This window comes from Citrobacter sp. wls826 (assembly GCF_005281245.1).
GTDB lineage: Bacteria > Pseudomonadota > Gammaproteobacteria > Enterobacterales > Enterobacteriaceae > Citrobacter > Citrobacter braakii.
In genome coordinates, this window is record NZ_SZWS01000041.1 from 98,832 (window position 1) to 111,413 (window position 12,582).

At 53.6% G+C, this 12,582-nt stretch carries 10 protein-coding genes and 1 pseudogene; 4 read left to right on the forward strand and 7 right to left on the reverse strand.

From position 1 onward, the window contains the following. Nucleotides 1-12: 12 nt before the first annotated feature. Complete coding sequence (lexA, locus tag FDW87_RS09445; protein WP_003826596.1) at nt 13-621, reverse strand: transcriptional repressor LexA; 609 nt, start codon at nt 619-621, stop codon at nt 13-15. 109 nt (nt 622-730) lie between these two features. Next, a complete protein-coding gene (locus FDW87_RS09450) occupies nt 731-1,099 on the reverse strand; it encodes a diacylglycerol kinase (RefSeq protein WP_003826594.1) in 369 nt (122 codons plus the stop codon). Between the two features lie 171 nt (nt 1,100-1,270). On the opposite strand from FDW87_RS09450, the gene plsB reads away from it, so the two are divergent. Continuing rightward, nucleotides 1,271-3,691 (forward strand): glycerol-3-phosphate 1-O-acyltransferase PlsB, encoded by a 2,421-nt coding sequence (gene plsB, locus FDW87_RS09455; RefSeq protein ID WP_047415519.1) that lies wholly within the window; start codon nt 1,271-1,273, stop codon nt 3,689-3,691. A gap of 60 nt (nt 3,692-3,751) precedes the next feature. Here the strand turns inward: plsB and ubiA are convergent, their stop codons facing one another. The 5 genes from ubiA to malK form a co-directional block, all read right to left on the reverse strand. Continuing rightward, complete coding sequence (gene ubiA / locus FDW87_RS09460; protein WP_003826589.1) at nt 3,752-4,624, reverse strand: 4-hydroxybenzoate octaprenyltransferase; 873 nt, start codon at nt 4,622-4,624, stop codon at nt 3,752-3,754. 13 nt (nt 4,625-4,637) lie between these two features. Continuing rightward, nucleotides 4,638-5,135 carry a chorismate lyase gene (gene ubiC, locus FDW87_RS09465; RefSeq protein ID WP_016155346.1) on the reverse strand — a complete coding sequence of 166 codons (498 nt, stop codon included), beginning with the start codon at nt 5,133-5,135 and terminating at the stop codon, nt 4,638-4,640. A gap of 180 nt (nt 5,136-5,315) precedes the next feature. Beyond that, a complete protein-coding gene (gene malM / locus FDW87_RS09470) occupies nt 5,316-6,263 on the reverse strand; it encodes a maltose operon protein MalM (RefSeq protein WP_016155345.1) in 948 nt (315 codons plus the stop codon). A 113-nt stretch (nt 6,264-6,376) separates the two neighbouring features. Next, nucleotides 6,377-7,735: a maltoporin gene (locus FDW87_RS09475; protein ID WP_016155344.1), complete on the reverse strand. Its 1,359-nt coding sequence runs from the start codon at nt 7,733-7,735 to the stop codon at nt 6,377-6,379. Nucleotides 7,736-7,911: 176 nt separating this feature from the next. Then, the gene (malK, locus tag FDW87_RS09480; RefSeq protein WP_016155343.1) at nt 7,912-9,021 is read right to left on the reverse strand and encodes a maltose/maltodextrin ABC transporter ATP-binding protein MalK; all 1,110 of its coding nucleotides are present in this window, start codon (nt 9,019-9,021) and stop codon (nt 7,912-7,914) included. A gap of 359 nt (nt 9,022-9,380) precedes the next feature. Here malK and malE point away from each other — a divergent pair, with 359 nt between their 5' ends. The 3 genes and pseudogenes from malE to malG all read left to right on the forward strand — a co-directional run. Continuing rightward, on the forward strand, nt 9,381-10,571 hold the full coding sequence (gene malE / locus FDW87_RS09490; protein ID WP_016155342.1) for a maltose/maltodextrin ABC transporter substrate-binding protein MalE: 1,191 nt from the start codon (nt 9,381-9,383) through the stop codon (nt 10,569-10,571). A 187-nt stretch (nt 10,572-10,758) separates the two neighbouring features. Further along, nucleotides 10,759-12,303: a maltose ABC transporter permease MalF gene (gene malF, locus FDW87_RS09495; protein ID WP_016155440.1), complete on the forward strand. Its 1,545-nt coding sequence runs from the start codon at nt 10,759-10,761 to the stop codon at nt 12,301-12,303. Between the two features lie 14 nt (nt 12,304-12,317). Continuing rightward, a pseudogene (malG, locus tag FDW87_RS22210) lies at nt 12,318-12,582 on the forward strand (maltose ABC transporter permease MalG); the annotation flags it as partial.

Here is a 12,582-nt window from a genome sequence, read left to right on the forward strand (position 1 = left end):
ATCAACAGAAAATTACAGCCATTCACCGTTACGAATGACGCCTACCGCCAACCCTTCAATAGTGAAGTTTTGCTCGCGCAGGTCGACAACAATAGGTTTAAATTCGCTGTTTTCAGGCAGGAGTTCAACCTTGTTGCCCTGCTTTTTCAGGCGCTTGACGGTGACTTCGTCGTCGATACGGGCAACAACGACCTGACCGTTACGCACATCCTGAGTTTTATGCACAGCCAGTAAATCACCGTCCATAATACCGATGTCTTTCATCGACATACCGCTAACGCGCAGCAGAAAATCGGCGTTCGGTTTGAACAGTGAAGGATCGACCTGATAATGGCCTTCGATGTGCTGCTGCGCCAGCAGTGGCTCGCCTGCAGCCACACGTCCGACAAGCGGTAACCCTTCTTCTTCTTCCTGCAGCAGTCGAATACCGCGCGATGCGCCGGATACAATTTCAAGGACGCCTTTACGCGCAAGCGCTTTCAGGTGTTCTTCAGCGGCGTTTGGGGAACGGAACCCCAAACGCTGCGCGATCTCCGCACGCGTCGGTGGCATACCTGTCTGGCTGATGTGATCCCTAATGAGATCAAACACCTCTTGCTGCCTGGCCGTTAACGCTTTCATTCCGCCCCCTGGGTGTATATACAGTTATGCTGTGAGTATATACAGCTAAAGGTGATTTTGGAACCGCAAACTGCACAAAAAACAGGAGATTTATGCAGTTGTGGAATCTTTATCGCAAATGCGACCACAACAGGATGCCCCAGGTGATCAGAGCGACAAAAATAGACAGCAATACCGCTGCCGAGCCCATATCTTTCGCCCGACCGGAAAGTTCGTGGTACTCAGAGCCAATACGGTCAACCACCGCCTCAATCGCACTGTTGAGGATTTCAACGATCATCACCAGCATCACGGAACCAATCAACAGCACGCGGGTAATGGCGTCAACGTCCAGCCAGCAGGCGATAGCTACGCCCAACAGTACGGCAACGCTTTCCTGGCGGAATGCCGCCTCATTGATCCATGCGGCGCGAAAACCTTTCCAGGAATAGCCTGCAGCTTTGATAATTCGGGTGAATCCAGTGGTATTATTGGCCATCAAAAAGAACCTTTTTACATTATTAGCGTCAATGTCATTGTAACGTTACCCCGTTTGTTTCAGGGTGTGGCAAAGCAGCGCGAAGTATGACCGGATACACCAGAAATTCACTAAACTTTCTGATATCCTTGCAGCGCATTTGCATTATTAACCAGAGGCTTTACATCGTTTATGTCCGGCTGGCCACGAATTTACTACAAATTACTGAATTTACCATTAAGCGTCCTGGTAAAAAGCAAGTCTATTCCGGCAGAACCTGCCCCGGAATTGGGGCTCGATACTTCGCGTCCCATTATGTACGTCCTACCGTACAATTCAAAAGCAGACTTGCTGACGCTGCGTGCCCAATGTCTGGTGCACGATCTCCCGGATCCCCTGGAACCGCTGGAGATAGACGGAACTCTGCTGCCGCGCTACGTGTTTATTCACGGCGGCCCGCGCGTGTTCACCTATTACACGCCGAAAGAAGAGTCCATTAAGCTGTTCCATAACTATCTCGACTTGCATCGCAGCAATCCAGACCTGGATGTGCAAATGGTGCCGGTTTCGGTGATGTTTGGCCGCGCGCCTGGGCGTGAAAAAGGCGAGGTCAATCCGCCGCTGCGCATGCTGAACGGCGTACAGAAATTCTTTGCTGTGTCCTGGCTGGGTCGCGACAGTTTTGTCCGCTTCTCACCGTCGGTCTCCCTGCGTCGCATGGCGGACGAACACGGTACGGATAAAATCATCGCTCAGAAACTGGCTCGCGTGGCGCGCATGCACTTTGCTCGTCAGCGTCTGGCCGCAGTCGGCCCGCGCCTCCCTGCCCGCCAGGACCTGTTTAATAAACTGCTGGCCTCAAAAGCTATCGCTCGCGCGGTAGAAGATGAAGCGCGCAGTAAAAAAATCTCCCATGAAAAAGCGCAGCAAAATGCCATTGCGCTGATGGAAGAGATTGCCGCTAACTTCTCATACGAGATGATTCGTCTGACAGACCGTATTCTGGGCTTTACCTGGAACCGTCTGTATCAGGGGATTAACGTTCACAATGCGGAGCGTGTACGTCAGTTGGCGCACGATGGGCACGAAATCGTCTATGTTCCGTGCCACCGCAGCCATATGGACTATATGCTGCTGTCGTACGTTCTGTACCACCAGGGGCTGGTTCCGCCGCACATCGCTGCCGGTATCAACCTGAACTTCTGGCCAGCAGGTCCGATTTTCCGCCGTCTGGGCGCGTTCTTTATTCGTCGTACCTTCAAGGGCAACAAGCTCTATTCCACCGTTTTCCGCGAATACCTGGGCGAGTTGTTCAGCCGCGGCTACTCGGTTGAATACTTTGTCGAAGGAGGCCGTTCACGTACCGGGCGTCTGCTCGACCCGAAAACCGGCACGCTGTCGATGACCATTCAGGCGATGCTGCGCGGCGGTACGCGTCCGATTACCCTCGTCCCCATCTACATCGGCTACGAGCACGTAATGGAAGTGGGCACGTACGCGAAAGAGCTGCGTGGCGCGACGAAAGAGAAAGAGAGTCTGCCGCAAATGCTGCGTGGCTTGAGCAAGCTGCGTAATCTGGGTCAGGGGTATGTCAACTTTGGCGAACCGATGCCATTGATGACTTACCTCAACCAGCATGTACCGGAGTGGCGTGAATCGATCGATCCTATCGAGTCCATCCGCCCAGCCTGGCTGACGCCGACGGTGAATAACATTGCCGCCGATCTGATGGTACGCATTAACAATGCAGGCGCGGCCAATGCCATGAACCTGTGCTGTACCGCGCTGTTGGCCTCCCGCCAGCGCTCTCTGACCCGTGAGCAACTGACTGAACAGCTCGACTGCTATCTGAGTCTGCTGCGCAACGTGCCGTACGCGGCGGATTGTACGGTTCCTGCGCAGAGCGCCAGTGAATTGATCGACCACGCCTTACAGATGAATAAGTTTGAGGTCGAGAAAGACACCATCGGTGACATCATCATTCTGCCGCGCGAGCAGGCGGTATTGATGACGTATTACCGCAACAACATTGCGCATATGCTGGTTCTGCCTTCGTTAATGGCAGCCATTGTGACTCAGCATCGTCGTATTTCACGCGCCGCGCTACAGCAGCATATTGATGCGCTGTATCCGATGCTGAAAGCAGAGCTGTTCTTACGTTGGGAGCGTGATGAACTCACCGGAGTGATTGACGAACTGGCCAGCGAAATGCAGCGCCAGGGACTGATCACCCTGAACGATGACGAACTGCATATCAATCCGGCCCGCTCCCGTACGCTACAGCTGTTGGCGGCGGGTGCTCGCGAGACGTTGCAACGCTACGCCATTACCTTCTGGCTGCTGAGCGCGAACCCGTCTATCAACCGTGGCACGCTGGAGAAAGAGAGCCGCACCGTAGCGCAACGCCTCTCCGTACTGCACGGCATTAACGCGCCGGAATTCTTCGATAAAGCCGTGTTCAGCTCTCTGGTGCTGACGCTGCGTGACGAGGGATTCATCAGCGATACCGGAGATGCCGAACCGGAAGAGACGATGAAGATCTATCAGATGTTGGCCGAACTGGTCACGTCAGATGTACGTCTGACCATCGAGAGCGCCACACAGGGCGAGTAAGCATAAAAAAACCGGTCGAAATGAAATGACCGGTTTTTTATTTTGCAGGCTAAGCCAAACTCAAAAATGCCAGTAGCTCATCGCCAGCCCTAAGAACAGCACCAGACCGACGTAGTTATTGTTCATAAACGCTTTAAAACAGGCATCACGCTCGCGATTGACGATCAGTTTCTGCTGATATACAAACAGCGCGCCAGCCACCAGCAGAGACCAGTAATAACCCAGTCCCAGCCCGTTTAGCCAACCCACCAGCGCCATCAGCACCAGTACGCCCACCTGCAGGATACCAATGATCAGCTTGTCGTTTTGACCGAACAGAATCGCGGTCGATTTAATGCCGATCTTCAGGTCATCATCGCGGTCAACCATCGCATACTGCGTGTCGTAGGCCACCGCCCAGAGAATATTGGCGAGGAACATCAGCCAGCAGCTCAGCGGTACGGACTCGCTCACGGCGGCGAACGCCATCGGGATCGACCAGCCAAACGCCGCCCCCAGCACCACCTGCGGCAGGTGCGTATAGCGTTTCATGAACGGGTAAACCCACGCCAGCGCTAACGCCGCAACGGACAACAAAATGGTCATCGTGTTGAGCGTCAAAACCAGCAGGAAGGCCAGCAGTACCAATACGACGAACAGCGTTCGGGCCTCTTTTTCAGTGACGGCCCCGCTTGGCAGCGGTCGATTTGCGGTGCGTTTAACGTGTCCGTCAAATTTCCTGTCGGCATAATCATTCACCACGCAGCCGGCGGCGCGCATTAACCAAACGCCAGCGACAAAAACCGCCAGGATCCACAATTGCGGCATGCCTGGGGTTGCCACCCACAATGCCCACAGCGTAGGCCAGAGCAGCAGTAAGGCACCGATTGGCTTATCCGTACGCATCAAGCGGTGAAATGCCAGCAGCTTATTCTGCGTCAGACTCCACTCCATCTTTATCTTCCTCTCAGTACAACGGCGATGCAGGTAGAAAAAGCTCGGTAAGCATCAGCGGCTTACCGCTCAGCCGCAGGCGGGAACGGCGCCCCCACAGCGCTGCATCGCGGCCAATCTCAATAAAATCTCGGGTCAATGTCGATGATGTAAACAGGTAACGTCCGAGCGGGGTTTTCCCCAGATTTTGTAAGGCCAGCTCAGGGCCGCACAAGGTTGATTCAGGCACCACGGTCCGCCCGGCAAGCCAGGGTTCACCATCCGCGCATAACAGGATCTCACGTAACCAATAACGGGACTCTTTAGGCAGCAGCGGCAGCTCTTCAGGCACCTCATTTTGCCCAACGAATGCTTCGCGAATCAACGTTACGGTGACCTGTTTTCCCTGCTGCTCAAAACGTTTAGTCATGGAATCTTCCAGTAACAACCAGTCGAGCAGTTGGGCGTCCAGCGCCGGGATCGCATCAAAATAACGCAGCGCACGCAGTTGCGTTAACGCAGGGTGTGGCATGCCTTACTCTCCGATTTATAACTTGAAGGCATTGTATCGCAGAAAATGCATTACGGGGTGAGCAAACACAATTAAGTGATCGCCAGAGCAACATAAGTGTAACAATTAGCACCGAAGGATAAAAAAAGGTGCGCCAGGAGACGCACCAGTTGTTGCAAAATCAACAATGCGGGGCGATGTTTACCCCTTGCCTTTTACACTGCTGATAAAGGTGGATCGGGCAGATTTGGATCCCAGACGCTCAGCTTCATCAAGCAGCTTCAGCGCTTTATCGACATCGCCTTTCGCAACGGCATCCTTAATGCCCTGGTTAAAATAACTTTCCGTGTCGTTCAGCATCGGCTCACTTTTCTTCACCGGTTGTGGCGCTGGAGCAGCAACGGCTGCTGCCGGAGCCGCATAGGTCACCGCAGGCGCGGCGGTATTGCCCACCGTGACAGGACCAGGGCCGGATGAGCCAAACAGCGGCCCGACCAGAACACTGGAGGAGGAGCTGGTTTTGACTTTCAGTTTCAGTAAACCGTCGGTGGTATGACGGGCGATCGGGTCTGGAATATCCGGAATAGCGTTACCTACGCCCTTGGCATAGGCTTTTGCCGGGTCAAGCAGGGTTGTGGTCTGCTGGAGATCTTTATCAGTGGTAAAGACCAAAACATAGAGTTTTTGCTGACCCAGCGCTGGCGTCAGACGCATTACCCCTTCCAGACGATCGGCACTCATCACGCCGGGCTCCTGGTAAGTAAAATAGCTGCTGGGGAAGAACGCAGATGGCGTCATGTTTTGGTCAAGAATTAATACGTTTGGCGCAAATACGCTGGTTTGTTTATTCACTTCACTGGACAGCGTCAGAGTGAGCTCGCCAATATTCGCCGGGACGCTATACGCAGCGACCGGGCCGGTAATACCGGCGACATCCAGACGCTGACCCGCTGTCGCAAGCGGCGAAGACTGGGTTTTGGATTGATCAACAGGTGTCCAGGTTAACTGCTGCAGCGCCGCAGTGGGAATAGATGGGGCCGCGGTGGTGTTCTGCGGAACAATATTCACATCGGCCAGGCTGATGCCAGGAGCGCTGGCAAATAACCCTGCAGATAAACAAAGGGCAACGAGACTTTTCTTCATTTTCATTGTTATCACCTCAGATAGCATGGGTTCAGCGGTGGCCAGGCAATAGCGCGCTAAACCGTAATCAAGAGGGGCTTGCGCCCCTCTTTCGGTCTTTACGTCAGGTTAGTGCTGAATTACCACCAGATTTCCATCTGGGCACCGAAGGACCACTCATCGTTGTCGCCACGGCTGGTTGTGCTGAGGCCAGAGTTCGTTGCCGCTGCGAATTTGGTTACGTCGTTACCATTTTTGATGTAACCCCACTCTTCATCCCATTTTGCATAGGTTGCGAAGACGCGGATTGCCGGACGAGACCAGATGCTGTCACCCGCCTGCCATTGTTGGGCCAGGGTGATTTTGTACTGGCTGTTGCGATCGCTGGTCTGCTGAGATTTGACGTTGTCGTAACCGACTTCCAGCAGGGTGCTCATGATTGGCGTCCATTTATACATCGGGCGAATACCGACGGTGTACCATTCGGTCCCCAGGTCGTTATCCATGTCGAGGTTCTGGTACATACCGACGTACATCAGGTCCCACTTGTCGCCCAGGGAGATTGCACCGTGGTCCAGCACACGGAACAGGCTACCGTTGTTATTCACAACATTGTTGGCATAGTTGGTTTTAACGCCAGTAACGGGATCTTCAATGGTCGTAGTGGAAGAACCATAAGAACCCTGGTTCAGGCCTTTGCCCTGGGTGGTCATGGAATCTGTGGCGTACTGAACGACAAACTTGTTGTAGCCCTTCAGCATGCTCTGGGTATGTTCAGCGGTGAACATCCAACCATCTTTAGATGCGCCGTCCGCCAGCCTGTAATCATCGGTGGTATTCGCGCGACCATAGTCAACGCCCAGTTCCAACATCCCATCCGGGTTAGTTGCCAACTGCGCTAAACGAACGTCAAATACATCGTTCGCGGTGTCTTTGGTACGATCATAGATATTCTGGCTGCTGAAAGCGTATGAACCACCCGCTTCCTGTGAACGGCTCGCTGCCAAAGACAGTTTACCGAAGCCCAGATCGATGTTTTCAATACCGGCGCCAGGACCTGAAATATCCCAGTAGTAGAAGTCGATCATGTGTACGTCATGACGCTGGTAGAAGCGCTTACCGGCCCAGATAGTGGAGCCTGGCAGCCATTCGATCAGGTTTTTACCCTGCACGTTAGCTTCACGGAATGCCGGGTCTGTGCCTTCCCAGTCATTCTGCTGTGCGACGGAGTAAGCAACATTGGTGTCGAAGTAGAAGCTCTTATCGCCTTCTTTCCACACTTCCTGACCTAATTTGATTTCCGCATAGGTTTCACATTCGTTACCGAGACGGTATTTACTTTGTGCACCGGTTGCCTGGAAACACTGTTGTTCACCGCCACTCCCTGTCCAGCCAATACCGGAACGAGCGTAACCGTGGAAATCTACAGCCATTGCCTGAACAGACATAATGCCTGCTGCTACAGCAACCGCCAGAGGGAGTTTGCGCAGAGTAATCATCGTTCTATCTCCTGAGATCATTGCTTTTCTTTAAACGCGTCCCCCTTCGGGCTGCCTCTTTGTTGGCTGCGTTCTTTCACCCCAGTCGCGTACTCTTTGTACACTCCCGGGGATTCATTTACTTGCCGCCTCGATGTAGCTTCGAATGGCTTTGCGTTTCGTTTTTTATGGGGACCTTAAACGCCCGGCTCTTGATGCAACCGACGACATGCAGTGCCATCCTCACGGAACAGATGGCAACGCTCTGGCGGCAGGCCGATAGCGAATGTGGCACCCTCTTCTACCAACACCACGTCGTTCTGGCGGTAAACCAGGTTTTGACGGATGGCGGGGATCTGGATATGAATTTGAGTTTCGTGACCAAGCTGCTCGACCACCTGCACTTCACCTTCGAGAGTGACATCGGCGATATCGCTGGGCAGCAAATGTTCCGGGCGGATACCTAAAGACATGTTGGCACCAACCTGTACCGCATGGCTGTCCACTGGTAGCCATATTTGCTGGCGGTTGGGCAGTTCAACCTGCACCTGATCGATGGCCGTCCCGGTGACTTTCACCGGCAGGAAGTTCATCTTCGGCGAGCCAATAAAGCCCGCCACAAAGCGGTCAGCCGGATAGTGGTATAGCTCCAGCGGTTTGCCGACCTGCGCCACGCGACCGGCATCCAGCACCACAATTTTGTCGGCCAGCGTCATCGCTTCGACCTGATCGTGGGTGACGTAAATCATCGTGCGGCCCAGACGTTTATGCAGGCGGGAGATTTCAATACGCATTTGCACACGCAGAGCGGCGTCGAGGTTCGACAGCGGTTCATCCAGCAGGAATACGCGCGGCTCGGCAACCAGCGTTCGGCCAATCGCCACACGCTGACGTTGTCCGCCGGAAAGCGCTTTCGGTTTACGCTCCAGCAGGTGCGCCAGTTGCAGAACTTCTGCGACCTGATTCACGCGCTGATTCATCACCTCTTTTTTTGCGCCAGCCAGTTTGAGGCCAAACGACATGTTTTCTGCGACGGATAAATGGGGATACAACGCGTAGGACTGAAAGACCATGCCCACGCCGCGTTCGGCGGGGGGAATGTCGTTCATCCGGGTCTCCCCGATAAACAGGTCGCCACTGGTGATGGTTTCAAGTCCGGCGATCATACGCAGCAAAGTCGACTTACCGCAGCCTGACGGTCCGACAAACACCACGAATTCCCCTTCGTGAATGTCGAGATTGATATCTTTCGATACCACCACGTCACCCCAGGCTTTCGTTACATTTCGCAGCTGTACGCTCGCCATGCCCTTCTCCCTTCGTTACAACCTGTCATCGACAGCAACATTCATGATGGGCTGACTATGCGTGATCCCTTGACTGCGTGAATCCTCCACCCCCGGCTTTTTTATGGGGGAGGAGGCGGGAGGATGAGAGAACAGCGTCTGAGACCCGGGCCGTACGCCGCGGAGGAATTTCGTGATGCAGCCTGCAAAAATCAGTGGGTTTTTATGTGCGCCAGTACGCAATACTCACATTTATGTAACACAGATCACATAAAGAGCGGGTGGGGCGTAGGGGTAAGGAGGATGGAAAGAGGTTGTCGTATAAAGAAACTAGTAACCGTTAAGCCACCTCTGCAAAATCATCAAACAGGATGGGAACTATGAAAATCAAAACTGGCGCACGCATCCTCGCATTGTCTGCATTAACGACGATGATGTTTTCCGCCTCGGCTCTCGCCAAGATTGAAGAAGGTAAGCTGGTTATCTGGATTAACGGCGACAAAGGCTATAACGGCCTCGCTGAAGTGGGCAAAAAATTCGAGAAAGACACCGGTATCAAAGTCACCATTGAGCACCCGGACAAACTGGAAGAGAAGTTCCCACAGGTTGCCGCGACTGGCGACGGCCCGGACATCATCTTCTGGGCACATGACCGTTTTGGCGGCTACGCTCAGTCTGGCCTGCTGGCTGAAATCACCCCAGATAAAGCGTTCCAGGACAAACTCTATCCGTTCACCTGGGATGCCGTACGCTATAACGGCAAACTGATTGCCTACCCGATCGCGGTTGAAGCGCTGTCGCTGATTTACAACAAAGACCTCGTTCCGAACCCGCCAAAAACCTGGGAAGAAATTCCTGCGCTGGATAAAGAGCTGAAGGCGAAAGGAAAATCCGCGTTGATGTTCAACCTGCAAGAACCGTACTTCACCTGGCCGCTGATTGCCGCCGACGGCGGTTACGCGTTCAAGTTTGAAAACGGCAAGTACGACGTGAAAGACGTGGGCGTGGACAACGCGGGCGCAAAAGCGGGTCTGACCTTCCTGGTTGATCTGATCAAGAACAAACACATGAACGCGGATACCGATTACTCCATCGCCGAAGCGGCCTTTAACAAAGGTGACACCGCGATGACCATCAACGGTCCGTGGGCGTGGTCCAACATCGATAAGAGCAAGGTGAATTACGGCGTTGCCCTGCTGCCAACCTTCAAGGGTAAACCGTCCAAACCGTTCGTGGGCGTTCTGAGCGCAGGTATCAACGCTGCCAGCCCGAACAAAGAACTGGCAAAAGAGTTCCTCGAAAACTACCTGCTGACCGATCAGGGTCTGGATGAAGTGAATAAGGACAAACCGCTGGGCGCGGTTGCGCTGAAATCCTTCCAGGATCAGTTAGCGAAAGACCCGCGTATCGCGGCCACCATGGATAACGCCCAGAAAGGCGAGATCATGCCGAACATCCCGCAGATGTCTGCATTCTGGTATGCCGTTCGTACCGCAGTGATCAACGCTGCCAGCGGCCGTCAGACCGTCGATGCCGCGCTGAAAGATGCACAAGGTCGTATCACCAAGTAATACGGTTTCCCTTATTTCTTAGGGAATCAGGTTTATTGAATACGTTGTTACGCGAAATCATTCGCGCTACATCGAGGCGGCAAGGAGGCAAATCCCCAGGAGCTTACATAAGTAAGTGACTGGGGTGAGCTTCCGCAGCCAACAAAGAGGTAGTGCGAAGGATAAAGCGTAAAGAGGATTGATCCCCATGGATGTCATTAAAAAGAAACACTGGTGGCAAAGCGACCGGCTGAAATGGTCAGTGATGGGTCTGCTTGGGCTGCTGGTCGGTTACCTTGTTGTTTTGATGTATGCTCAGGGGGAGTACCTGTTTGCCATCATGACGCTGATTTTAAGCTCTGCTGGCCTGTATATTTTTGCTAACCGTAAAGCCTACGCCTGGCGCTATGTTTACCCAGGCGTTGCAGGGATGGGGCTGTTTGTCCTGTTTCCGCTAATTTGTACTATCGCAATTGCCTTTACCAACTACAGCAGCACCAACCAACTGACCTTTGAACGTGCTCAGGAAGTCTTGATGGACCGTTCTTATCAGGCGGGGAAAACCTACAACTTCGGCCTGTATCCGGCGGGTACGGAGTGGCAACTGGCCCTCACCGACGGTGAAACTGGCAAGAATTATCTCTCCGACGCCTTTAAATTTGGCGGCGAACAGAAACTGCAGTTGAAAGAAGCCGAGGCGCTGCCAGCGGGCGAACGTGCGACGCTGCGTATCATCACGCAAAATCGCCAGGCGTTAACCCAACTCACCGCCATCCTGCCAGATGAAAGCAAAGTGATTATGAGTTCACTGCGCCAGTTTTCCGGCACGCAGCCACTCTATACGCTCGCTGATGACGGCACGCTCACCAACAGCCAAAGCGGCGTAAAATATCGCGCCAACAACGATATTGGTTATTATCAGGCAATTAACGCTGACGGTAGCTGGGGTAACGAAAAACTCAGCCCAGGCTATACCGTTGCCATCGGTTGGGACAACTTCGCCCGCGTATTTACCGACGAAGGCATTCAGAAACCGTTCTTCGCCATCTTTGTCTGGACGGTGGTCTTCTCCGTTCTGACCGTGATCCTCACCGTGGCCGTGGGGATGGTACTGGCCTGTCTCGTACAGTGGGAGTCTCTCAAAGGCAAAGCGATTTACCGTGTCCTGCTGATTCTGCCGTATGCCGTACCGTCGTTTATTTCGATTCTGATTTTCAAAGGGCTGTTCAACCAGAGCTTCGGTGAAATCAACATGATGCTGAGCGCACTGTTTGGCATCAAACCGGCCTGGTTCAGCGACCCAACCACCGCGCGTTCGATGATTATTATCGTCAACACCTGGCTTGGTTACCCGTACATGATGATCCTGTGCATGGGTCTGCTTAAAGCGATCCCTGACGACCTGTATGAAGCGTCGGCGATGGATGGTGCAGGTCCGTTCCAGAACTTCTTTAAGATTACGTTGCCACTGCTGATTAAGCCGCTGACGCCGCTGATGATCGCCAGCTTCGCCTTTAACTTTAACAACTTCGTGCTGATTCAACTGTTGACCAACGGTGGTCCAGACCGTCTTGGTACCACCACGCCAGCAGGCTATACCGACCTGCTCGTGAGCTACACCTACCGTATCGCCTTCGAAGGCGGCGGTGGTCAGGACTTCGGTCTGGCGGCGGCGATTGCCACGCTGATCTTCCTGCTGGTCGGTGCGCTGGCCATCGTGAACCTGAAAGCCACGCGTATGAAGTTTGATTAAGGGAGACAACGAACATGGCTATGGTACAACCCAAATCTCAGAAACTGCGTCTCTTAACAACGCACTTGCTGCTGCTGATTTTCATTGCAGCGATCATGTTCCCGCTGCTGATGGTTATCGCTATCTCGCTGCGTGAAGGTAACTTTGCCACCGGCAGCCTGATCCCGGAAAACATCTCCTGGGAACACTGGAAACTGGCGTTGGGCTTTAGCGTTGAGCATGCGGATGGCCGCGTGACGCCGCCGCCGTTCCCGGTGCTGTTATGGCTGTGGAACTCGG